This is a genomic window from Caballeronia sp. SL1002 (assembly GCF_057814995.1).
Genome location: NZ_JBYMUW010000002.1, coordinates 469,809 through 492,891, shown reverse-complemented (window position 1 = coordinate 492,891; position 23,083 = coordinate 469,809). Strand labels below are relative to the sequence as shown.

Here is a 23,083-nt window from a genome sequence, read left to right as displayed (position 1 = left end):
AACGCTCGATCAACCCACGTCCGGCTCACCTTCTCCCGGCTTTTTCCCAGGCTGATCGTTTGGCGCCTGCTTGCGCGCTTCGTCGTCGCGTTCGGGAAGCTTGCTCTTTTCGTTATCGCTGTGCTCCGCCGGTTGCGGATCGGTCACATTGGTCGGATCGCTGCTCATCGCTGGCTCCTTGCACGGTTGAACTGACGATTTGTCAGCAAGAGTCGGACCCGATTTCCCCCAATCGTCCAGCGTTGCGCTTTTCGATACCATGGGTCATCGCGGCTCGTTCCGGTCAATTTGAAGCGCCCATGACTCTCGTCAAGTTTAAATACGCTTTGCCGTTGCTCGCGGCCATCGCGCTCGCGGCATGCACGATCACGCCGCCGCCGAAACCCGCCGAGCCGCGCCCGGCCGCGGCTGCGAGCGGCGTGACGCTCGATCAGTACAAGGCGCGCGTGGCCCAACATATCCTTGAGCGCAATCCTTCGCTTGCGCTGAAAGGCACGCCGCAAGCGATGCTGCGCTCGCTCGTCGTGGTTGCGTACACGGTCGATGGCAACGGCCGCGTGCTGCAATCCGAGGTCTACCGCAGCAACGGCGACGACGAAGCCGAATCGGCGGCGCTGGCGTCGCTGCGCCGCGCATCGCCGTTGCCCGCGCCGCCCGCGCGGCTTCTGAACGGCGTTGGCCGGCTGGAGCTTTTCGAAGGCTGGCTTTTCAACGATAACGGCAAATTCCAGCTCCAGAGCGCGCATTCCCCACAGGCTACGACCATCGATTAATTGCCCCGCGCCGCGCACGATCGTTATAATTTTTGGCATTGCCCGCCGGACGCCTGTCCGGCAACGCCTCCGCCGCGCGCTCATCCGCGTGCCGGCCGAAGCGCCGCCCGAAGCGCGCCGCACCACTCGTGCCGGCGCTTTCCGGCGAATTGTCCTCGGACATTCGACGCGTCAAATCACAATAAAAGACGTGTGCCGATGGCAGCCGCTCATCGGCCAAACTCATCGGCCAGAACCGACAAGCATCAAGACAAACGGAGACTCCATGTCATCAGCATCATTTTCCGCCGCCACGCCCAACGACGGAAAAAACAGCAATTCGCGCGTGATTTTCGCGAGCTTTATCGGCACGGCCATCGAGTTCTACGATTTCTACGTCTACGCGACCGCCGCCGCGCTCGTCATCGGCCCGGTCTTTTTCCCGCATAGTTCGCCCGCCGCGCAGGCGCTTTCGGCGTTCGTCACGTTCGGCATCGCGTTCGTCGCGCGTCCGATCGGCTCGTTTCTCTTCGGCCATTTCGGCGACCGCATCGGCCGCAAATCGACGCTTGTCGCGTCGCTGCTCGTCATGGGCGTCTCCACCACATTGATCGGCTTCGTGCCGGGCTACGATTCCATCGGCAGCCTCGCGCCGATCCTGCTCTGCGTGCTGCGCTTCGGCCAGGGCATCGGACTCGGCGGCGAATGGGGCGGCGCGGCGCTGCTCGCGACCGAATACGCGCCGCCGGGCAAGCGCGGCTGGTTCGGCATGTTCCCGCAGCTCGGGCCGTCGATCGGTTTTCTCGCCTCCAACGGTCTCTTCTTCGGCCTGGCGCTTTCCCTCTCCGACGATCAATTCCGCAGCTGGGGCTGGCGCGTGCCGTTTATCGTGAGCGCGGTGCTGGTTGCGCTCGGCCTCTACGTGCGCCTGAAAATCGCGGAAACGCCCGCGTTTCGCGCGGCCGTCGAGCGCGACGAACGCGTGCGCGTGCCGATCGCGACGCTGCTCGGCAAATACCTCGGGCCGACCATCCTCGGCGCGCTCGCGATGGTCGTCTGCTACACGCTGTTCTACATTTCCACGGTGTTTTCGCTGTCCTACGGCGTATCGACGCTGCACTTCACGCGCGAAAAATTCCTCGGGCTGCTGTGCTTCGCGGTGTTGTTCATGGCGCTCGCGACGCCCCTTTCCGCGCGTGCCAGCGACCGTTTCGGCCGCCGGCCGGTGTTGATCGTTGGCTGTCTCCTGGCGATTCTCTCCGGCTTCACGATGGCGCCGCTCCTCGGCAGCGGCAACACCTACGCGGTCGCGCTGTTCCTCACCATCGAACTGTTTCTGATGGGCGTCACGTTTGCCCCGATGGGCGCGTTGCTGCCCGAGTTGTTCCCGACCAACGTGCGCTACACCGGCGCGGGCGTCGCGTACAACCTCGGCGGGATTCTGGGCGCATCGGTCGCGCCGTACATCGCGCAACTGCTCGCCAATCGCGGCGGGCTGACCTGGGTCGGCGGGTATGTGTCGGCGGCGGCGGCGGTGAGTTTGATCGGCGTGCTGTGCATGCGCGAGACTCGCGGCATCAAGCTGAGTTGACGGACGAGACGCGTCGACGAGGCGCGCCGGCTGCGCGCCGTCAGCGATCCGGCGCGGTCGCCGGGCGCGCCTTGACGGCAGGCGCGAGCCGCGCGTCCTTGCGCTCGCGCCAGATGCGCGCGAGCCACACGAGACTGCCGATCGCGACGGCATCCGCCCCGAGCCCGGCGAGCCACTGCCAGTGGCCGAGCGAAATCAGGCGCAGCGCGGTGTCGAGCACGAGCGACACGAACGTGCCCGCGATAAAGCACACGAGCCCCTGCTTCCCGACATTCACGACATCCGGCACGCTCTTCGCGAGCATCCCGATCCAGCCCGCCTGCACCGCGCGCGCGCCGAGCCATGCAATCGCGACGAAACTCACGATCCGCAACGTCGCCAGGTTCTGCTTCATATAGCCGGGCGGCGGTTGCGTTTCGATAAAAAGCTTCGCGAACGCGAACCCGAGCACCACGACAATCGCCGCACGCGTGAGCCAGCGCGCGGTGGCGCTCGCGTGGAACCCGCCGCTGATCGGCTGCGCGCGGGCGAGCACGCCGAGCGCGAACATCAGTTGCCAGGCAAACGGATTGAACGCCCAGCCCTCTTCGTAGGCGGACGGCAAGCCTTGCGCGAGCGTCGACGCGAAGAGCCAGATGCCGAGGCTCGCAAACAACGCGACCACGGGCCGCCGCTCGGCGAGCGGCACATAGAACGGCACGGCGAGCGCGAAAAGCGCGTACATCGGCAATACCGACGACAAATACGGCTGATGCCGCAGCAAAGCGGTATCGGCGATAAATCCCAGCGGGCGCGCGAGCAGCGAGGGCCATTCGGTGTTGGCGAGCATCGGCGAGTCGATGCCGAACCACGTCAGCAGCGCGCCGCCGAGCAGCATCAGCGCGGCGGTGACCAGATAAGCACGGTAGATTTCCCAGCTTCGCTTGAAAAAGCGCCCGCGCGCCGCCGCGTTGCCGCGCCCGCGCGCGACCCCGCTGTAGGCCGCCGCCGATGCATAGCCGCCGAGAAACACGAACACTTCGGCCGAATCGCAGAACGCGTATTTGTGGAGCGTGAAATCCGCCAGCACGCTGCCCGAAATATGGTCGATCGCGATGACGAGGAGCACCAGTCCCCGAAAGAAATCGACTTCGAGCGAACGTTTTACCGGGGAATTCATCGGTACGGCTCCGAGAATTTCACATGTTGAACTGTATCGGGCGATGCAGCACGAATAAACGTTTTGGTCGAAGCACGATGCAAAGATTCCCGCGCCGCCGATTATTTAATCGGGTAATGATCAGAACGAATTGCTTGACTCGATTTGAAACCGGCGCGTCGCCTTTTTGTCGAGTTTGCAGCGTTCTTTTTGATGCCTATACTCGGATTATGGCCAAGCTATATTAAGGCCATCCCAGCGATTTCTCTCGGCGGAGAACGAAATGAGCCTGCATCTGCGAAGCGCCCATCTTGTCGCAATCATCGCAATTGCCCTGTTTACCGCGCTGCTGCTCGCGGTACGCTACAAAACCACCAGCCTGCGCGGAATCGTGTTCGAGGCGGTGATCGCCAATATCGGCGCATTCGCGGCCGTCGTGGCTTTCGAAATGCTGACTGCCTGAATTATCCGGAACGGCTTGAGACGCATAATCCGGCACTGCTCGCGCAGTATAGGGCGCGGTCAATGGCTGCTGGATGGCAGTTCAATGGCATTTCCGTCAGCAGCAAATCGTTTCTTTCGTTTTTATTTCATGCGGCATCAAGTTATGACGCGTCGCTATAATCGACGCTTTGCAACTCGATCCCGCACATGGCTCATTCGCTCAAGCGCTTTGTCTTAGGCTCGCACCGGCAAATCCGCAATCTCTGGCGCCGGTTCGGCGTGTTCTGGATGGGCGCGATCGCCGTCGGCGTGGTGGCTGTGTTCTATGCACGGCTGATCGACTGGGGCTTTGCGCGCTTTCACGACGCGCAACAGCAGCACGCGTGGCTGCCGCTCATCGTCACGCCCGCCGTGGCGGCCGTGTCCGTCTGGCTGACGCGCCGTTTCTTCCGGGGCGCGGAAGGCAGCGGCATTCCCCAAGTCATCGCCGTGCTGCACAGTCCGCCTTCGGCGGCGGGTGCGCGGCTGCTGACGCTGCGGATTCTGATCGGGAAGATCGCCATATCGTTCCTCGCGATCCTCGGCGGCTTCACGATCGGACGTGAAGGGCCCACGGTTCAGGTCGGCGCCGCGATGATGTTCAACCTGCGCCGTCTGCTGCCCCGCTCGAACGCGCGCATCGACCATCAACTGGTGCTCGCGGGCGCGGCGGCGGGATTGTCGGCGGCGTTCAACACGCCGCTCGCGGGCATCGTGTTCGCTATCGAGGAACTCACGCGCAGCTTCGAGGCGCGCGCGAGCGGCGTGCTGATCACCGGCATCATTCTGGCCGGTATCGTCGCGCTCGGGCTGAACGGCAACTACACGTACTTCGGCACGATCCAGGTGGCGAAGCATTTCCCCAGCCTGCTCGCGGTCGCGGTGATCGCGACGGCGCTCGTGACGGGCGTCGCGGGCGGCCTCTTCTGCTGGCTCCTGCTGAATACTTCGCGCTGGCTTCCCGCGCCGCTGCGCGCGCTGCACAGCGGCCGGCCGGTCGTGTTCGCGGCGCTGTGCGGGCTGGTCATCGCGGCGGTCGGCGTGATTTCCGGCGGCAACACGTTCGGCAGCGGCTATGCGGAAGCGCGCGGACTGCTCGAAGGGCACCAGCAGCTTTCTGTCTTCTATCCGCTGCTCAAGATGATCTCGATGATCGGCTCGTACCTGCCGGGCATTCCGGGCGGCATCTTTGCGCCGTCGCTCGCGATCGGCGCGGGATTCGGCAACGTCCTGCACATGGTGTTCGAGCCGATGCAGCTTTCCATGCTGATCGCGCTCGCGATGGTCGGCTATCTCGCGGCCGTCACGCAATCGCCGATCACCTCGTTCGTGATCGTGATGGAGATGATCGACGGCCACGCGCTCGTGATTTCGCTGATGGCGACCGCGTTGATTGCGAGTCGCGTCTCGCGGTTTTTTGCGCCGCCGCTCTACGACACGCTGGCGCGCCGCTACATGGCGCCTGTTCCCGCGCCGCGGACGGAACCAGCGCCGCCCGCAAAATCGGCCGCAGCCACCGAACACGAAGATACGACGCAGAAGTAGCGCGCTGAAATCAGGCCCAGTGCCCCGCCGCCCAGCGCCATTCACCACCGCGCGCGACCCAGTGCCCCGGCACCCAATGCGCGCCGATCCGCTCCGCCTGCCAGTGTCCCGGCGTCCACACATACGCGCCGTGCGCCCAGCGCCAGTGACCGTGATCCCATACATAGCCGACGCGCGTCGGCGGAACGGGCTCATAGCGCGCGGCGGGCGGCGCATGCGGCGCGACCACGACGATCTGCGCCGATGCGCCCGTTACGGCAGCCGCGCCCGCCGCTAAGAAAGCAGCTTGTGCGAGCAAAAGACGAATGGATTTTTTCATGTAAGTCTCGTTTGAAAGTGCGCCTATCCGGCGATAGTTGTTTAATGCGCGAGACCCGATTCCCGACGACATCCGGCACGTTACCGGAGCGCAGAAAATGCTACTGAATATTCCCGGAAGCGCGCCTGCGAACGTGATAACGCAACGACCGAACGCAGCACGCAAACGATAGCGCGGCCAACAAAAAAGCCGGAATCGGCACGATTCCGGCTTTTTTTCCATCTTCGCGCGCACCATCGAATGGCGCGCGCACAGCGCCTTAAAGCACTTACGCCTGCGGAATTTCGATCTTCACTTCAAGCACTTCGAGATCGTCCTGACGTTCGAGACTCACACGAATGTCGTTATCGGAGATTTTTACGTACTTGGAAATCACGGCAACGAGTTCCCGTTGCAACGCCGGCAGATAATCGGCGGGCGGATGACCGCCCGCGCGCTCGTGCGCAATGATCAACTGCAAGCGTTCCTTCGCGACCGAAGCGGACTTCTTTTTCTCGCCCAGCAAAAACGAAAGAATCGACATTGCGTCCCCTTACTTGTTGCCGAAGATGCGTTGCAACAGACCTGGTTTCTGATAATCGGTAAAACGCAGCGCCTTTTCCTCACCGAGGAAACGCGACACGATGTCCTTGTAGGCTTCGGCGACATCCGTACCGTCCAGATGCACGGCCGGCAAGCCCTGATTCGACGCATGCAGCACGGCTTCCGATTCCGGAATCACGCCGATCAGCTCGATGCGCAGAATTTCCTGAATGTCGTTGAGCGACAGCATTTCGCCTTCGCTCACGCGCTTCGGGTTGTAGCGCGTAATGAGCAGGTGTTCCTTGATCGGCTCTTTGCCTTCGATCGCGCGCTTCGTCTTCGACGACAAAATGCCGAGAATGCGGTCCGAGTCGCGCACCGACGACACTTCCGGATTCGTCACGATCAGCGCTTCGTCGGCGAAGTGCATCGCCATCAGCGCGCCCGATTCGATGCCCGCCGGCGAATCGCACACGATGTATTCGAAGTCCATCGCGATCAGATCGTTGATCACCTTTTCCACGCCTTCCATCGTCAGCGCGTCCTTGTCACGCGTTTGTGACGCCGGCAGGATGAAAAGGTTCTCGCATTTCTTGTCCTTGATGAGCGCCTGGTTCAGGTTCGCTTCACCCTGGATCACGTTGATCAGGTCATACACCACGCGGCGTTCGCAGCCCATGATGAGGTCGAGATTGCGCAGGCCGACGTCGAAGTCGATCACGGCCGTCTTGTGGCCGCGCAATGCGAGCGCCGATGCGAAGCTCGCGGAGGTGGTCGTCTTGCCGACGCCGCCCTTACCCGAAGTCACCACAATGATTTTTGCCATACAAAAGTACCTTGTGTTCGTCAATTAAGTCCGCGTGGGCTGTCTGCTCGCGTCGCGCGCCGTTCGACTCAGGCGCGCGCAGCTTTACGTCAGCCGCAGCGGTTCGATCATCAGTTTTTCTTCGTCGAGCCAGATCTGCACCGATTTGCCGAGCACGTCGGCAGGCAGCGCGTTCTCGGTCGTGCGATAGATTCCCGCGATCGAGATGAGTTCCGGTTCGAGACACGTGCAGAAAATTCGCGCATCGGTGTTGCCATGCACGCCCGCAAGCGCGCGCCCGCGCAACGGCGCATAAATATGGATGTTGCCTTCCGCGATCACTTCCGCGCCGTAGGACACGAGCCCGAGCACGACCAGATCGCCCTTCGCGTAGACCTGCTGGCCCGAACGCAGCGGCCGCTCGATGATGGTAGTCGCCTGCGCGATCACGCCCGGCGGCGGCGTTTGTGCGACCGCGGCTTCGATTACCGCGGCGGCTTCGGTATTCTCCTCGGCCTCGTCGGCGGACGGCTTCGGCGCGCCGCGCCGGTCGCGCGATTCGAGAATCGGCAGGCCTCCTTCGCTCGCCCACGTCTGCGCCGCGTTTGCCACGACGCCGATCGGACGCATGCGCACGCTGTCGAGCAACTGCGCGAGATCGGCGATCGACACGCGTTCGCTCGCATCGAGCCGGCGCACGTCGATCGCGACGGTGTCGTTGGCGAAGAATTCGGGAGTCGCTTCGAAGCGCCGCGTGAGTTCGGTGCGCAGTGCGTCGAGGTCAGGCGTCTTGACGACAAAGAGAAGCGTGTCGACCGAGCCGCTGCGCAGTTCGAAGAAGGGCGTTTTTTTGAGCGACATAGGAGCTGACAAAAATTTTGCGTATTTTACAGGCGTGACGCTCGCGACGATACTTTTTAGATTCGTGCGACGAACCGAAAACGCGGAAGAGATCAGAAGAGCACTACGATGCACGTTGCGCCAGCGGGAACCGGCGCGAGGGTGACGGGCGAAGCGAGCTCGCGAGGCAACGCTCGCGCGCCAAATCGATAACGATCACGCCGGACCGCGCGCGCCTTCCTGTCCGGTCTGCACGCGGCGCACGAGCAATGTCTCCCAGCCCTCCGCATGCGCGGGCATCGCGCGGCGCTCCCCGGCCGGACCGAAACCGAGCCGGTCGTAGAAGCGCATCGCGGTGCGGTTTTCATCGGCGACCCAGGCGAACACTTCAGGCGCGCCCTGCTGCCCGAGCCACACCGACGCCTCGTTCACCAGCAATTCCCCGCCCCGCAGATGCCGCACCGCAGGCGCGACCCACAACGCGTGAACGAACGCGCGACGGTCCGGTTCATCGTCGACGAACGCGCTGACGAGTCCTGCCGGATGCCCTTCGGTATAGAGAAGAAAAGTAGCGGTGCGAGGCGAATTTGCGTGATGCGCGGCGGTTTCGTCGAAACTCGAAACCTCGGCGGATAACGCTTCTTCAAGCGTCTCGCCGAACGCATACGGCGCCTCGCGCAACGACGCGGTACGCAGCTCGCGCAGGACTGCGCCTTGATGCGCGGCAATGCGGCGGACAGTCAGTGAAGGACTCATGCGGGCGATTATCTCTCAAGCTGTCACGTAGCTTCAACCGATCCGGCGAACGAGTCAATCCATTATTTTCAAAGGGACTCGCCCGACGCATCCGGTCACGTTTTATCGCGTAGCGGGGACTGCTTCCATGCGCGGCTTAGGGGGTCATTCACGGCGCCGGGTAAGCGCCAGTGCCATCCGGCCACGGCGTCAGCAACTCGAAACCGTCTTCGGTCACCGCGACCATGTGCTCCCATTGCGCGGACAACGAACGGTCCTTCGTCGTCACTGTCCAGCCATCGCGCGATTGCTGAGTCGCCGCGCGGCCTGCGTTGATCATCGGCTCGATGGTGAAGACGAGACCCGGCTTCAGACGCAGTCCCACGCCGGGCTGGCCGTAATGCAGCACCTGCGGATCTTCGTGATACACGCGGCCGATGCCATGTCCGCAATACTCTCGCACGACCGAAAAGCCGTCGCGATGCGCGATCGATTGAATGGCGTGACCGACATCGCCGAGCGTCGCGCCCGGACGCACCTGGCGGATGCCCGCGACCATCGCTTCGTAGGTCGTGTCGCAGAGACGCCGCGCGTCCGCGCTCGGCGTGCCCGCGTAGAACATGCGGCTGGTATCGCCGAAATAACCGTCCCTGATGATCGCGACGTCGATATTCACGATGTCGCCGTCCTTCAGTTCCTTCGCGCCCGGAATGCCGTGGCACACGACGTGATTCACCGAGGTGCAGACGGTTTTCGGGAAGCCCATGTAGCCGACGTTAGCCGGAATCGCCTTGAGTTCCTCGACGATAAAGCGGTTGCAGCGGGCGTCGAGTTCGTCGGTGGTGACGCCGGGACGCACATGTTCGCCGATCATCGCGAGCACGTCGGCGGCCATGCGGCCCGAGATGCGCAGCTTTTCGATATCGGCGCGAGTTTTGAGGGTAATAGCCATTGAACGGTGCTGGAATGCGAGTGTGCCGGCGATGATAGCATCGCGCGGCGGGCGCTTTGCTTGCCAAAGAGGCGGATTTGGTTTTATCGTCGGGGCCGCTCTGCCCGCTTATCTCGAAATTGGAACGCCATGCACTTGTCTTGCCGCCACGCCCTCGCTGCCCTTGCCTCCTTCACGCTTGCCGCCTGCAGTTCGACGAGCGGCCCCGAATTGCACGCGGCCAAACCGCTGATCCACGTATCGTCGGCGCGCGCGGCGTCGGATGTATCGAGTTGCCTCGAAGAACGGCTTCCCTCGGTGCAGGAAGCGCGCTTGCAGGGCACGACGGAACTCGTGGTCGGACCGAACGCGTGGCTCGTGACGCTGACGCCTTCGGGCTACGGCACGATCGTCAAAGTTCAGAAAGGCGGCGGCGATTACAGCGGCTTGCCCGAGCCGGAATTGCGCTTCGATATCGCGCGCTGCACGACGTGAGCTGAACGGCGTAAGACGAGCGACGGCCGCTGTCGGCGGCCACGAGCGACGCACAAGCAAAAACCCCGCAGATCTTGCGATCTGCGGGGTTTTCTAATTTTGGCGGAAAGGGTGAGATTCGAACTCACGGTACCCCTAAAGGTACACTGGATTTCGAGTCCAGCGCATTCGACCACTCTGCCACCTTTCCGTCTACCGTTTCCGGCCTTCGTCTAGCGGGTCGTTGCTCGACGAAGAAGAAAGATTATAGACGATGAAAAACCATTCGTTCAAATGTTTTTTTCATCTGCAGATAAAAAAGCTCAAACGGCCTTCGCCGCTTCCAGCCGCTCGACGCCGCGCAAATACGGGCGCAGCGCGGCCGGCACCGTCACCGAGCCGTCCGCGTTCTGGAAGTTCTCCAGCACCGCCACCAGCGTCCGGCCGACCGCGAGACCCGAGCCGTTCAGCGTATGGACGAACTCCGGCTTGCCCTGCGCGTTGCGGAAACGCGCCTGCATCCGGCGAGCCTGAAACGCCTCGGTGTTCGAGCAGCTCGAAATCTCGCGATAGGTGTTTTGCGCGGGCAACCAGACTTCGAGGTCGAAGGTCTTCGTGGCCGAAAAACCCATGTCGCCGGTACAAAGCGTGATGACGCGATACGGCAGTTCGAGCTTCTGCAGGATCGCCTCGGCGTGACCGACCATCTGGTCGAGCGTGTCGTACGACGTTTCCGGCGCGACGATCTGCACCATTTCCACCTTGTCGAACTGGTGCTGGCGGATCAACCCACGCGTGTCGCGCCCATAGGAACCGGCTTCCGAGCGGAAACACGGCGAATGCGCGGTGAGTTTCACCGGCAGCGCGGCGGCGTCGAGGATGCTTTCCCGCACCGTATTGGTGAGCGAAATTTCCGACGTCGAAATGAGATATTGCGTGACCGTGTTCTCGTCGCCACCCTTTTCCACGCGGAACATGTCGTCGGCGAATTTGGGCAACTGGCCCGTGCCGAACAGGATTTCCGGATTGACGATGTACGGCGTGTACGCCTCGGTGTAGCCGTGCTGCTCCGTGTGCGTGTCGATCATGAATTGCGCGAGCGCCCGGTGCAGCCGCGCGATCGGGCCGCGCAGCAGCGTGAAACGCGCGCCCGACAGCTTCGCGCCCGTCTCGAAATCGAGTCCGAGCGGCGCGCCGACATCAACGTGATCCTTCACCTCGAAATCGAACGTGCGCGGCGTGCCCCAGCGGCGCACTTCGACATTGGCCGACTCGTCTTTTCCCACTGGCACGCTTTCGTGCGGCAGGTTCGGCACGCCGAGCATCAGGTCGGAAAGGCGCTTCTGGATATCGTCGAGCTCGCCAGCCGACGCCTTCATCGTGTCGCCGATCCCGCCCACCTCCGCCATCAGCGCGGTCGTGTCCTCGCCGCGCCCTTTCATCCCGCCGATCTGCTTCGACAGGCTGTTGCGGCGCGCCTGCAGGTCTTCGGTGCGGGTCTGGATCTCGCGACGCTCGACTTCGAGCGCCGCGAACGCCGCGACGTCGAGAGTGTAGCCACGTTCGGCGAGGCGCTTCGCGACGCCGTCCAGGTCTTTGCGCAGGAGTTGAATGTCGAGCATGGCGGGGCTTGCTTCTTGAGTAATCGGAATCCGCGATTTTAGCGCAGCGCGGGGCTGAATCGGGCTCGAATCGGGCTATCCGGAAATCCTCGCGCCGCGTCAGCGCTTTTTCTCGTCCTTGTGCTCGCGCCGCCATTGCGCGTCGAGGTCGGCGAGACGCGCCATTTTCTCGCCGATCTTGCTTTCCAGCCCGCGCGGCACCGGCTCATACCAGTGCGGATCCCGCATGCCGTCCGGCAGATACGTTTCGCCCGCGGCGTAGGCGTCCGGCTCGTCGTGCGCGTACCGATACTCGTGGCCGTAGCCGAGTTCCTGCATCAGCTTGGTCGGCGCGTTGCGCAGATGCACCGGCACGCCGCGCGACTGGTCTTTACCGACGAACCGCCGCGCGTCGTTGTACGCCTTGTAGCCCGCGTTCGACTTCGGCGCGACTGCCAGATAGATCAGCGCCTGCGCGAGCGCCAGTTCGCCTTCCGGTGTGCCGAGCCGCTCGTAGGTTTCGGCGGCATCGAGCGCGATCCGGCCCGCGCGCGGGTCCGCGAGACCGATATCTTCCCAGGCCATCCGCACGATCCGCCGCGCCAGATAACGCGGGTCCGCGCCGCCGTCGAGCATGCGGCAGAACCAGTAAAGCGTCGCGTCCGGATTGCTGCCGCGCACGGACTTATGCAACGCGCTGATCTGGTCGTAGAACGCGTCGCCGCCTTTGTCGAAGCGGCGCAGATTCTCGGCGAGCGCGCTGCCGAGCAGCGTTCCGTCGATTTCCCGCGTCTTTTGCTGGGCCGCCGCGCGCGCGACGATTTCGAGATTGTTCAGGAGCTTGCGGCCGTCGCCGTCGGCGGAACCGATCAGCGCGTCGCGGGCTTCGTCGGTGAAGGTGAGGCCGCCCAGTTCGCCCTGCGCGCGGTCGAGCAGTTCCGCGAGTTCCTCGGCGTCGAGGCTTTTCAGCACGTAGACAGCCGCCCGCGACAACAACGCGCTATTCACCTCGAACGACGGATTTTCGGTCGTCGCGCCGACGAACACGAACAGCCCCGACTCGACGTGCGGCAGGAAAGCGTCCTGCTGGCTCTTGTTGAAGCGGTGAACTTCATCGACGAACACGAGCGTCTGATGCCCGTTCGCGCGATGAATCTGCGCCATTTCGACGGCCTCGCGGATGTCCTTCACGCCCGACAGCACCGCCGAGAGCGAGATGAACTGGGCGTTGAACGCCGCCGCCATCAGGCGCGCGAGCGTGGTCTTGCCGACGCCCGGCGGGCCCCAGAGGATCATCGAATGCGCCTCGCCGGACTCGAACGCGACGCGCAACGGCTTGTTGGGGCCGAGCAGGTGCTTCTGGCCGATTACGTCGTCGATGCTGCGGGGACGAAGGCGCTCCGCAAGCGGAACGTTGCCACGGTTTTCTTCAAACATGGTGCCTGGAATGACGCAGGTTGAGCAAAGCCAGCGATAATCTTTCGCTTTTCGAGACAGACGCCGGCATGCTTCGAGACGGGCGGCCGGCGGACGAAACGAGCCATTATGACAGCGACCCGCGCGCGACGCCGGCCAAGGCGCGCGGGCGATAAACCAAAATAGGGACGAGACTCCGATGGAGCAAGAGCGCAAACGAGAGAGCAAATACGAGAGCAAATACGAGAGCAAGCAGGCATCGCATTCAGACGGTTCACACGCCGACTACGCGCCGCTCGTGCCGGTGCCTGACGCGCGCCGCGCGTTCGGCACGCGCGATGCGTTCGCGCTGTGGTTCTCGCTCGGGATCGGCTTGCTGGTGGCGCAGGCGGGCGCGTTGCTCGTGCCCGGTTTGTCGCTGCCGCACGCGCTCGCGGCGATCGCGATCGGCACGGTGATCGGCGTGTTGTTGCTCGCGCTCGCGGGCGTGGTCGGCACGGACACCGGGCTCGCGGCAATGTCGTCGCTACGGCCGACGCTCGGTTTGCGCGGCGCGTCGGTGCCGGCGGTGCTGAACGCGGTGCAGCTGGTCGGCTGGGGATCGTTCGAGATCATCGTGATGCGCGATTCCGCCGACGCGCTCGCCAAGCAATCCTTCGGCCTTTCGATGCCGCTCATCTGGACACTCGCGTTCGGCGTCCTCGCGACGCTGCTTGCCGTGACTGGCCCGCTCTCGTTCGTGCGGCGCTTTTTGCGCACCTGGGGCATTTGGCTGCTGCTCGGCGGCGCGGGATGGCTCACCTGGAACCTGCTCGCGAAGCACGATCTCGCCGCGCTGATGCAGCGTCCCGGCACCGGCGAAATGTCGTTCGGCGCGGGGATCGACCTGGTGGTGGCGATGCCGTTGTCGTGGCTCCCGCTGATCGCCGATTACACACGTTTTGGCCGCAGCGCGGGCGGCACGTTCCGCGGCACGCTGCTCGGCTACGGCATCGCGAACCTGTGGTTTTACGCGCTCGGCGCGATCTACGGGCTGGCTGCGGGCGGCGGCGACGCGCTCCTGACCGTCGCGTTCGCGCAGGCGGGCGGCGGCATCGCGCTGCTCTTGATCCTGATCGACGAAATCGACAACGCGTTCGCCGACATTCACTCGGCGGCTGTATCTACCGGCACGTTCTGGGCGCGGGCAAGCGTGCCGGTGCTGTCGGCGGCGTTCGGCGCGCTCTGCACGCTGGTCGCGCTGGCGGTCGAAATGGGCAAGTACCAGAATTTCCTGCTGCTGATCGGCTCGGTGTTCGCGCCGCTTTTCGGCGTCGTGCTCGCGGACCATTTCATCGTGAGAAAACGGCGTATCGATACCGCCGCCCTCGCCGATTCCTCCGGCCGCTACGCGTTTTCCGGCGGCTGGCACATGACGGGTTTTGTCGCGTGGGCGCTCGGCATCGCGACTTATCACGCGATCAACCAGTGGCTGCCGAATCTGGGCGCGACCCTGCCGGCGCTGGCCGTCGGCGGGGTGGCTTATCTGGCGCTTGTGTCGGGCAGACGCGCCGCGCTGGCGTGAAAGCAGCGCGATCGGCAAAGCAAAAAGCCGTGGCGCATGCGCCACGGCTTTTTTTACGTTCAAGATTACGACTGAATCAAACGGCCACGCGGAAGGCGATCAGCGCGCGTCGTCCTGCACAACCGCAACGACGCGCGCGAAGTCGCTTTCCCGGATGCCGCGAATCACTTTCTCTTCCGCGTCGAGGTCGAGCGAGCGGCTGAGGAGCCAATACACGCCGCCCGACACGATCAGCCCGACGAGCCACGCCAGATCGACGCCGCCCATCAGCCGCGCAAAATAACCCTCGAACACGGCTTTTTCCGCAGCGGCGTCGTAGACGAAAAAGAACGGGATCATCGCGACGAAACCCACGACATAAGCGACGATCCCGCGCATCTGCCACGCGCCGTAGATGCCTTTCGGCGTGAAGAAATGCGGGATCGCGTAACGACCGCGCCGCACGAAGAAGTAATCGACGAGATTGACGGCCGTCCACGGCACGAGAAAATACAGCATCACGATCAAGAACGTATTCAGCAACGCGATGCCGTTGCCCTTGATCGCGAGCACGCAGGTCAGCACGACCGCGCTGATCGCGATGATCGACGCCACGCGGGCGCGGCGCGTCGGCTTGACCTTCGCGATCGAATCGACGCCGGTCAGCACGGTGAGCATCGCGCTATACGTGTTCAGCGCGATGATCGGCAGAAAGCCCGCCACCGAAATGAACACGATCACGCTGCCGAGGCCGGGAAAAATCGACGAGCCGATCTGGTTCAGCGCCACCAGCGCGTCAGTCGCCTTCAACTGCTGCGCGAGCCACGCGCCGAGACCGATCATCCATGTGCCGGAGAGCGCCGCGCCGAGGAAAATCGCGGCGATCAGCTTGCGCCGGCTCGTGTTCTTCGGCAGATAACGCGAATAATCCGACACATACGGCGCGTAGGAGATGTTGTAGCTCGCGCCGATCGCGAATTGCGTCGCGAACGCGATCCAACTGAAGCCGAGATTCGGTGCGTGCGCCACCTGAACGCTCGCGGGCACGTGCGCCGCGCCGAACAAGAGCGCGAGCGTGACGAGCGCATACAGCGGCAGCGTCGCGATCAGCGCCCACTTGAACGCCTTGTGCATCAGGTCGTGGCCGTAGATCGACAGCAGCGCGCCAACCGCGATCGCGACGACGGCGACCGGCGTCGCGTCGAGGCCGAACACGTGTTTCAGCCCGTCCGTGATGAGCGAAACATTGACCACATTGAAGCCGACGAACACGAACAGCGTCGCGAACAACGCGAGAATCACGCCGCGATAGCCGAACTGCGCGCGCGACTGAATCATCTGCGGCAGGCCCATTTCCGGACCCTGCGAGCCGTGGAACGCCATGAAGATCGTGCCGAACATGATGCCGAGCGCACCGGCGAGCGTCGTCCATCCGGCGGAAAGTCCCATGCCCGGCCCGACGAAGCCGATCGAAATGGTGAAGAAGTGGAAATTGCCGAGAAACCAGAACGGTCCCTGGCTGGAGAGACGCGCGTGCCGCTCGTTTTCGGGAATGTAATCGATGGAATGGCTTTCGATCTCGACCGCGTGCCCGGATTGCCCAGCGTTCGCTAAGTCGATTGCTTCTGGATTATTCATGGGGAAATCGTCTCACTGGTGTTTTTTTAATTTCGCGCGGCCCCGCGCCTGATGCGCTGTGTGCCGCGCGTCGCGCGCGTGCCAGGGCCGCGTCGTGCCGATCACGTCAGGCGCGGTATTGCACGCCCGGCAGCACGCACAGCAGTTCGAACGCGAGATTCGCGCCGAGCAGCGCGGTCGTGCCGAACGGGTCGTAAGGCGGCGCGACTTCCACCAGATCCGCGCCGACGATATTCAGCCCGCGCGCGCCGCGAATGATCTCCAGCGCCTGCGGCACCGTGAGACCGGCGATTTCCGGCGTGCCGGTGCCGGGCGCGAATGCAGGATCGATACCGTCGATGTCGAACGTGATGTACACCGGGCCGTCGCCCATCTGCTCGCGCACTTCCGCCATCAACGGCGCGAGCGATTTATTCCAGCACTCCTCTGTCTGCACGACGCGAAAGCCCTGCTCGCGGCACCAGTCGAAATCGCCTGCTTCGTAGCCCGTGCCGCGCAGGCCGATCTGCACCACGCGGTTGCAATCCAGCAGGCCCTCTTCCACCGCGCGTCGAAACGGCGTGCCGTGCGCGATCTTCTCGCCGAACATCGTGTCGTTCACGTCCGCGTGGGCATCGACGTGGATCAGCCCGACCTTGCCGTGTTTCTTCGCGATGGCGCGCAGGATCGGCAGCGCGATCGTGTGATCGCCGCCGAGCGTCAGCGGCTTGCAATCGTGCGCGAGGATTTCGTCGTAGGCGCGCTCGATCCGGTCGATCGAATCCAGCAGGTTGTACGGATTAATCGCGACATCGCCGATGTCGGCCACGCGCAGCGAATCGAACGGCGCGGCGCGCGTTGCCATGTTGTACGGGCGCAGCAGCACCGATTCGCTGCGCACCTGACGCGGCCCGAAGCGCGCGCCGGTGCGGTTCGAGGTGCCGAGATCGAACGGCACGCCGACAAAACACGCGTCCAGCCCGGCGGCGGACTGAACGTGCGGCAGACGCATCATCGTCGCGATGCCGCCGCAACGCGGCATCTGGTTCCCCGAGAGCGGTTGCGGGCGCTCGTTAGCGTGATCGGGCGCGTTGAAGTGGGAATCGAAATGCTCGGCCGGGGCGAAATGTGAAAATGTATTCATGATATTCAATGCATCCTTATCAAGTGAGTTCACTTGTTACCGTTGCTATCTGCCATTCTTCGTCCGTTCTCCATCGAGGTAAAATGGGAAATCAATCAACTACACATCGTTTTTTGTCGATGTATCGGTCAAAGGCATGCTCAATAAGGCTTCCGACCTGGATTTACGGCTTATCAGGGTTTTCCTTGCTATCGTCGATGCAGGCGGAATTTCGTCCGCCCAAGCGACGCTCAACGTCGGCCAGTCCACTATCAGCACGCAACTCGCGACGCTCGAAACCCGGCTCGGATACCGCTTGTGCGAACGCGGACGCGGCGGTTTTGCGCTCACCGCGCGCGGCGAACAGTTCGTCGAGGCGTGCCGCACGCTGCTCGCGGCCATCGATACTTTCGGGCTCGCCGCGCGCAATGTCGGCAAGAAACTGGCAGGAACGCTCACGATCGGCATGATCGGCCATACGCCGATCAGCGCCAGCGCGCGCATCAGCCAGGCTATCGCGCGGTTTCGGCAACGTGAGGAATCGGTGCGGTTTTCGGTGCTGATCCGCTCGCCGGGCGAGCTTGAGGAATTGCTTTTGGCCGGGCGGATCGAGGTGGCGATCGGGTATTTCTGGCATCGCGTGCCGTCGCTCGACTACACGCAGATCTACGCGGAAGAACAGTTCGCGTATTGCGCGCTCGGGCATCCGCTATTCGAATGCGCGGGTAACGTCGATCCGGCGGAAGCCGCCGATCACGAATGGGCATGGCGCAGTTATCCGCTGCCGGAAGCCGACGCGGTCGCGCCGCGCAACATCACGGCCTACGCGGACAACATGGAAGCGGTGGCGATGCTGGTGTTGTCCGGGCGGCATCTCGGCTATTTGCCCGAGCATTTCGCCGCGCCGTATGTCAAAGAGGGTTTGCTCGCGCCGCTGAACACGGCGCGGATGCGCTACGGCGTCGCGTTCCACATGGTGACGCGGGCGAAACGGGTGCGCAGCGAGATCGTGGAGGCGTTCGTCGAGGACATGAGCGCGGCTCATGCCCCAACGCTTTCGCCCCTGAATCAGCCGTTGATCACGTCCGCGCCCTTCGGCACGTCGAACTTGAACTGATTGGCCTTGAGCGGCGGATTTTTCTGGATGTTCGAGAACGTCAACAACGTCACGTTGCCGAACACGTCATGCAGTTCCATCGCTTCGAGATTGCCGTCCTTGAAGCCGATGCCGACCTTCTCGAACTGCGTGTCCTTCGCGATCGGCGTGAGTTCGAGCCAGTCGATCCCGCCCTTCACGCCTGCGTCGCGCAACGTGAAGTTCTTTTCGAGATCGTTGCTGCCGAACAGGATCGCGGCCGGACTCGCGCCCAGCGCGCCGTCGAGCTTGCGCACCGTGACCTGGTTCAAGTCCTTGTCGTAGACGTAGAGCTGGTCGCCGTCGGCCTGCAACACTTGCGCGTAGGGTTTCTCGTAGGACCAGATGAACTTGCCCGGCCGCGCGAACATGAACGTGCCGCTCGACGGAGCGGACACCTTCGGCGCGGCGCTCTGGCTCGCGGCGGGCGCTTTGTTCGGCGCTTTCACTTCGCGTTGCGTGAAGGTGCCGCGCGCCGCGTGAACCTGCGCGACGAACGCCTTCAGTTGCTCGGTGCCGCTCGCGAACGCCTGCGATGCACACAAAAACGCCGCGCTCGCCAGCACGGCGCCGCTCAGGAATTTGATCGAAGACTTGCTCAAAATGCGCCCCGGAAACTGCTGCATATAGTTGTTCTCCAAAATTGCCGATTACTCCGGCTCGCGGGCGGGCGTCAGGATTTCCCGGTTGCCGTTCGACGACATCGCCGACACCAGCCCCGAGTTTTCCATCTGCTCCAAAAGCCGCGCGGCCCGGTTATAGCCGATGCGCAAATGCCGCTGAACCAGCGAAATCGACGCGCGCCGGTTCTTGATGACGATCTCCACGGCCTGATCGTAGAGAGGGTCCGACTCGCCGTCCGCGTTGCCGGTTCCCGCCGCGCCCGCCGATCCTTCGTCGCCTTCGCCCGCGAGACCGCCTTCCAGCAAGCCTTCGATGTAATTCGGCTCGCCGTGCTCCTTCAGCTTTTGCACGACGCGGTGGACTTCCTCGTCCGATACGAACGCGCCGTGAACGCGCACCGGCAGGCCCGAACCGGGCGGCAGATACAGCATGTCGCCCATGCCGAGCAGCGATTCCGCGCCCTGCTGGTCGAGAATCGTGCGCGAGTCGATCTTCGACGACACCTGGAACGCCATGCGCGTCGGCACGTTCGCCTTGATCAGCCCGGTGATGACATCGACGGACGGCCGCTGCGTCGCGAGAATCAGGTGGATGCCGGCCGCGCGCGCCTTCTGGGCGATCCGCGCGATCAGTTCTTCCACCTTCTTGCCGACCACCATCATCAGATCGGCGAGTTCGTCGATCACCACGACGATATTCGGCAGGCGCGTCAGCGGTTCCGGCTCGTCCGGCGTCAGGCTGAACGGATTCGGGATCTTTTCCTCGCGCTTCGCGGCTTCGTCGATCTTGTTGTTGAAACCCGCCAGATTTCGCACGCCCATCTTGCTCATCAGCTTGTAGCGGCGTTCCATCTCGGCCACCGCCCAGTTCAGCGCGTGACCGGCCTGCCGCATATCGGTGACGACCGGGCAAAGCAGATGCGGAATGCCTTCGTACACGCTCATTTCGAGCATCTTCGGGTCGATCAGGATCATGCGGACCTGATCGGCGCTCGCTTTATAGAGCAGCGAGAGAATCATGGCGTTGATGCCGACCGACTTGCCCGAACCCGTCGTACCCGCGACCAGCAAGTGCGGCATTTTCGCGAGATCGGCGCACACCGGCTTGCCGCCGATATCCTTGCCGAGCCCCATCGTGAGCGGCGAAGCGGCTGCTGCGTAGACCTCGGAGCCGAGAATTTCCGAAAGTTTGACGGTCTGGCGGCGCTGGTTCGGCAATTCGAGCGCCATGAAATTCTTGCCCGGAATGGTTTCGACCACGCGGATCGACACGAGCGAGAGCGAACGCGCCAGATCCTTCGCCAGCCCGACGATCTGGCTGCCCTTCACGCCGGTCGCCGGTTCGATTTCGTAGCGCGTGACCACTGGCCCCGGATACGCGGCCACCACGCTCACGTCCACGCCGAAATCCTTCAGCTTCTTTTCGATCAGCCGCGAGGTGTATTCGAGCGTATCGGCCGAGATGGTTTCGGTCACTTCCGGCGCGGCGTCGAGGAGCGCGAGCGGCGGCAAAGTGGAATCGCCCGGCAAGTCGGTAAAGAGCGGCACCTGCTTTTCACGCTCGACGCGCTCGGACTTCGCGGGCGTCGCGATCGGCGGAACGATCATCACCGGCTCGTGATCCTCGATCTTCACGCGACCGCGCACGACTTTGTCCTCGCGCTTCACGGCGGCGACTTCGCCCATTTTCCGGTCGCGGCCCGCTTCGCGGCGCAGCTTCGCGCCGGTGATCGCGGCCATGATACCGTCGCCGGTTTTCTCGCACACGGACAGCCACGAGAAGCGGAAATACAGCGACAGCCCGATCGCGAGCGCGATCAGCAAAAACAGCGTCGCGCCCGTGAAACCGAGCGCGTGCGACATGCCGCGCGCAACCGCCTCGCCGACCACGCCGCCCGGCGCGCGCGGCAACTGCACCTTGAGCGACCACATCCGCAACGCCTCGATCCCGTCGCTCGCTGCCAGCACCAGCACGAACGCGAACGCTTCCGCGAGCCAGGTGCGGTCGGGCGGCGCGTCGTCGTCGATCGTCTCGGGGCGCGTAATGCGCCGGTAATTCGCGATGATGCGCCGCGCGAGCAGCACGACCAGCCAGTATGACGAGAGGCCGAAGAGGAGCAGCAGGATGTCGGAAGTCCACGCGCCGACGCGGCCCGCCCAGTTGCCGATATGGTCGACCTGCGCGGCGTGCGTCCAGCTCGGGTCGCGCCGGCTGTAGCTCAAGAGGGCCATCAGCAGGAACAGGCCGAGCGCGACCTGGAGGATCCAGCGAATTTCGGTGAAGAGGCGCGACATGCGGTGCGGCAATGCCTGCGCGCTCGCGGAGTAGGTAGCTTTTGCCATTGATCCGTTAGGCTTTGCGCGGCTGCGGTGTGTTGCTCGCGCAGCCGAAAGTGTCGGTGGGCTATTGTAAACGCTGCATTGCAATGCACGGCGTAAAAACGGCCGCCGTTGCAACCTGTAACACGACGACGGCGCAGGCATTCCCCTTGGCGCACGCGGCTTCGCGGCTATCGTGGCGATTAAAACGTTCACTCGGGTAAGTACGGGGCCAAGCCTTTATAATTACGGCCTTGCACCCAAATAGGGTCTAACGGGCGCAAACCGGCACGGCCCGCAGCGAGGCGCGCATCGTTCGCAGCCTCGCCCGCTCTGCCGCTTGGCCTCCCGTTCAACATCAACAACGGATTCCGCTCATGTCATCGACCAAACACGCCAAAGTGCTGATTCTCGGTTCCGGCCCCGCGGGCTACACCGCCGCCGTCTACGCCGCGCGCGCCAACTTGTCGCCGTTGCTCATCACCGGCCTCGCGCAAGGCGGCCAGCTGATGACCACGACCGACGTCGAAAACTGGCCCGCCGACCCGCTCGGCGTGCAAGGCCCGGAACTCATGCAGCGTTTTCTCGAACACGCCGAGCGTTTCAACACGGAAATCGTGTTCGACCACATCCATACGGCCAAGCTGACCGAAAAGCCGATCCGTCTGATCGGCGATTCGGGCGAGTACACCTGCGATTCGCTGATTATCGCGACGGGCGCGTCGGCGCAGTATCTCGGCGTGCCGTCGGAAGAAGCGTTCATGGGCAAGGGCGTGTCCGCGTGCGCAACGTGTGACGGCTTCTTCTACCGCAACGGTGAAGTCGCGGTGATCGGCGGCGGCAATACGGCGGTAGAGGAAGCGCTCTACCTCGCGGGCATCGCGAAGAAAGTGACCGTGATTCATCGCCGCGACAAGTTCCGCGCCGAGCCGATCCTGATCGACCGGCTGCTGGCGAAGGAAAAGGAAGGCGTTGTGGATATCAAGTGGAACCACGTACTCGACGAAGTGAAGGGCGACGCGTCCGGCGTAACGAGCCTGCAGGTCAAGTGCACGGAAACGGGCACGGTCACCGACGTGCCGCTGCAAGGCGTGTTCGTCGCGATCGGCCACAAGCCGAACACCGATCTTTTCGTCGGCCAGCTCGAAATGAAGAACGGCTACATCATCACGAACGGCGGCCTGACGGGCAACGCGACGGGCACGAGCATCGACGGCGTGTTCGCGGCGGGCGACGTGCAGGACCATATCTATCGCCAGGCCATCACCAGCGCCGGCACGGGCTGTATGGCCGCACTGGACGCGCAGCGCTATCTCGAAAGCATCCACGAGAACCCCGCCGCGCATTCGATGAGCCACGAAGCGCTGCGCTGATTCGTAGCGCGCGGATTAGCGCATATCAGGACGAGGCGGAATCGGTAAAATAACGTTACCGCGCCGTGTCCACGCCGATTGCATCAGGGCGCCGGTTACGATCCTTGAGGATCGCCCGGCGCTTTTTGTTTTTCGCGGGCCGCAAATTGGCGAGCGCGAACCCGCTGCAAATCCTTTTCACCGCCACGCCGACCGCCC

The 23,083-nt window shown here is 63.4% G+C and carries 22 protein-coding genes and 1 tRNA gene; 8 read left to right on the top strand and 15 right to left on the bottom strand.

Going from position 1 to position 23,083, the window contains the following annotated elements; genetic code table 11:
* Positions 1-9 precede the first annotated feature (9 nt).
* Positions 10-168 (bottom strand): hypothetical protein, encoded by a 159-nt coding sequence (locus AC3D25_RS05125; RefSeq protein ID WP_488887382.1) that lies wholly within the window; start codon positions 166-168, stop codon positions 10-12.
* 131 nt (positions 169-299) lie between these two features.
* Here AC3D25_RS05125 and AC3D25_RS05120 point away from each other — a divergent pair, with 131 nt between their 5' ends.
* Together AC3D25_RS05120 and AC3D25_RS05115 are read left to right on the top strand one after the other, a co-directional pair.
* Positions 300-773, top strand: a complete 474-nt coding sequence (locus AC3D25_RS05120; protein ID WP_488887381.1) for a TonB family protein — start codon at positions 300-302, stop codon at positions 771-773.
* Positions 774-1,038: 265 nt separating this feature from the next.
* On the top strand, positions 1,039-2,343 hold the full coding sequence (locus AC3D25_RS05115; protein WP_488887380.1) for an MFS transporter: 1,305 nt from the start codon (positions 1,039-1,041) through the stop codon (positions 2,341-2,343).
* Between the two features lie 40 nt (positions 2,344-2,383).
* On the opposite strand, the gene AC3D25_RS05110 is transcribed toward AC3D25_RS05115, so the two are convergent.
* Positions 2,384-3,502 (bottom strand): OpgC domain-containing protein, encoded by a 1,119-nt coding sequence (locus AC3D25_RS05110; RefSeq protein WP_488887379.1) that lies wholly within the window; start codon positions 3,500-3,502, stop codon positions 2,384-2,386.
* A gap of 262 nt (positions 3,503-3,764) precedes the next feature.
* On the opposite strand from AC3D25_RS05110, the gene AC3D25_RS05105 reads away from it, so the two are divergent.
* On the top strand, positions 3,765-3,944 hold the full coding sequence (locus AC3D25_RS05105; RefSeq protein ID WP_488887378.1) for a hypothetical protein: 180 nt from the start codon (positions 3,765-3,767) through the stop codon (positions 3,942-3,944).
* A 188-nt stretch (positions 3,945-4,132) separates the two neighbouring features.
* On the top strand, positions 4,133-5,509 hold the full coding sequence (locus AC3D25_RS05100) for a chloride channel protein (protein WP_488887377.1): 1,377 nt from the start codon (positions 4,133-4,135) through the stop codon (positions 5,507-5,509).
* A gap of 10 nt (positions 5,510-5,519) precedes the next feature.
* Here AC3D25_RS05100 and AC3D25_RS05095 read toward each other — a convergent pair whose 3' ends face one another.
* The 6 genes from AC3D25_RS05095 to map all read right to left on the bottom strand — a co-directional run bounded on the left by AC3D25_RS05095 (position 5,520) and on the right by map (position 9,682).
* Entirely contained in the window at positions 5,520-5,828 is a 309-nt protein-coding gene (locus AC3D25_RS05095; RefSeq protein WP_488887376.1) for a YXWGXW repeat-containing protein, read from the bottom strand.
* Positions 5,829-6,096: 268 nt separating this feature from the next.
* On the bottom strand, positions 6,097-6,351 hold the full coding sequence (gene minE / locus AC3D25_RS05090) for a cell division topological specificity factor MinE (RefSeq protein ID WP_488887375.1): 255 nt from the start codon (positions 6,349-6,351) through the stop codon (positions 6,097-6,099).
* A gap of 9 nt (positions 6,352-6,360) precedes the next feature.
* The gene (minD, locus tag AC3D25_RS05085) at positions 6,361-7,176 is read right to left on the bottom strand and encodes a septum site-determining protein MinD (RefSeq protein ID WP_488887374.1); all 816 of its coding nucleotides are present in this window, start codon (positions 7,174-7,176) and stop codon (positions 6,361-6,363) included.
* 84 nt (positions 7,177-7,260) lie between these two features.
* Positions 7,261-8,016 carry a septum site-determining protein MinC gene (gene minC, locus AC3D25_RS05080; protein WP_488887373.1) on the bottom strand — a complete coding sequence of 252 codons (756 nt, stop codon included), beginning with the start codon at positions 8,014-8,016 and terminating at the stop codon, positions 7,261-7,263.
* Positions 8,017-8,211: 195 nt separating this feature from the next.
* Positions 8,212-8,751 carry a GNAT family N-acetyltransferase gene (locus tag AC3D25_RS05075; protein WP_488887372.1) on the bottom strand — a complete coding sequence of 180 codons (540 nt, stop codon included), beginning with the start codon at positions 8,749-8,751 and terminating at the stop codon, positions 8,212-8,214.
* A gap of 148 nt (positions 8,752-8,899) precedes the next feature.
* Positions 8,900-9,682: a type I methionyl aminopeptidase gene (gene map, locus AC3D25_RS05070; RefSeq protein ID WP_488887371.1), complete on the bottom strand. Its 783-nt coding sequence runs from the start codon at positions 9,680-9,682 to the stop codon at positions 8,900-8,902.
* A 129-nt stretch (positions 9,683-9,811) separates the two neighbouring features.
* On the opposite strand from map, the gene AC3D25_RS05065 reads away from it, so the two are divergent.
* On the top strand, positions 9,812-10,156 hold the full coding sequence (locus tag AC3D25_RS05065; RefSeq protein WP_488887370.1) for a hypothetical protein: 345 nt from the start codon (positions 9,812-9,814) through the stop codon (positions 10,154-10,156).
* A gap of 100 nt (positions 10,157-10,256) precedes the next feature.
* Here AC3D25_RS05065 and AC3D25_RS05060 read toward each other — a convergent pair.
* The 3 genes from AC3D25_RS05060 to AC3D25_RS05050 all read right to left on the bottom strand — a co-directional run bounded on the left by AC3D25_RS05060 (position 10,257) and on the right by AC3D25_RS05050 (position 13,173).
* Positions 10,257-10,346 (bottom strand) — tRNA-Ser (locus tag AC3D25_RS05060).
* A 112-nt stretch (positions 10,347-10,458) separates the two neighbouring features.
* A complete protein-coding gene (gene serS, locus AC3D25_RS05055) occupies positions 10,459-11,757 on the bottom strand; it encodes a serine--tRNA ligase (protein ID WP_488887369.1) in 1,299 nt (432 codons plus the stop codon).
* 99 nt (positions 11,758-11,856) lie between these two features.
* Entirely contained in the window at positions 11,857-13,173 is a 1,317-nt protein-coding gene (locus AC3D25_RS05050; RefSeq protein ID WP_488887368.1) for a replication-associated recombination protein A, read from the bottom strand.
* 178 nt (positions 13,174-13,351) lie between these two features.
* Here AC3D25_RS05050 and cytX point away from each other — a divergent pair, with 178 nt between their 5' ends.
* The gene (cytX, locus tag AC3D25_RS05045) at positions 13,352-14,716 is read left to right on the top strand and encodes a putative hydroxymethylpyrimidine transporter CytX (protein WP_488887367.1); all 1,365 of its coding nucleotides are present in this window, start codon (positions 13,352-13,354) and stop codon (positions 14,714-14,716) included.
* A 99-nt stretch (positions 14,717-14,815) separates the two neighbouring features.
* On the opposite strand, the gene AC3D25_RS05040 is transcribed toward cytX, so the two are convergent.
* Positions 14,816-16,333 (bottom strand): purine-cytosine permease family protein, encoded by a 1,518-nt coding sequence (locus tag AC3D25_RS05040; RefSeq protein ID WP_488887366.1) that lies wholly within the window; start codon positions 16,331-16,333, stop codon positions 14,816-14,818.
* 106 nt (positions 16,334-16,439) lie between these two features.
* On the bottom strand, positions 16,440-17,456 hold the full coding sequence (gene speB, locus AC3D25_RS05035; RefSeq protein WP_488887365.1) for an agmatinase: 1,017 nt from the start codon (positions 17,454-17,456) through the stop codon (positions 16,440-16,442).
* A gap of 136 nt (positions 17,457-17,592) precedes the next feature.
* Between speB and AC3D25_RS05030 the strand changes: the two genes are divergently transcribed.
* Entirely contained in the window at positions 17,593-18,552 is a 960-nt protein-coding gene (locus AC3D25_RS05030) for a LysR family transcriptional regulator (protein WP_488887364.1), read from the top strand.
* Here AC3D25_RS05030 and lolA read toward each other — a convergent pair.
* Both lolA and AC3D25_RS05020 read right to left on the bottom strand, forming a co-directional pair.
* A complete protein-coding gene (lolA, locus tag AC3D25_RS05025; protein ID WP_488887363.1) occupies positions 18,504-19,196 on the bottom strand; it encodes an outer membrane lipoprotein chaperone LolA in 693 nt (230 codons plus the stop codon). The genes AC3D25_RS05030 and lolA overlap by 49 nt on opposite strands.
* Positions 19,197-19,220: 24 nt before the next feature.
* Positions 19,221-21,536: a DNA translocase FtsK gene (locus tag AC3D25_RS05020; protein WP_488887362.1), complete on the bottom strand. Its 2,316-nt coding sequence runs from the start codon at positions 21,534-21,536 to the stop codon at positions 19,221-19,223.
* Between the two features lie 353 nt (positions 21,537-21,889).
* On the opposite strand from AC3D25_RS05020, the gene trxB reads away from it, so the two are divergent.
* The gene (trxB, locus tag AC3D25_RS05015) at positions 21,890-22,885 is read left to right on the top strand and encodes a thioredoxin-disulfide reductase (protein WP_488887361.1); all 996 of its coding nucleotides are present in this window, start codon (positions 21,890-21,892) and stop codon (positions 22,883-22,885) included.
* Positions 22,886-23,083 lie beyond the last annotated feature (198 nt).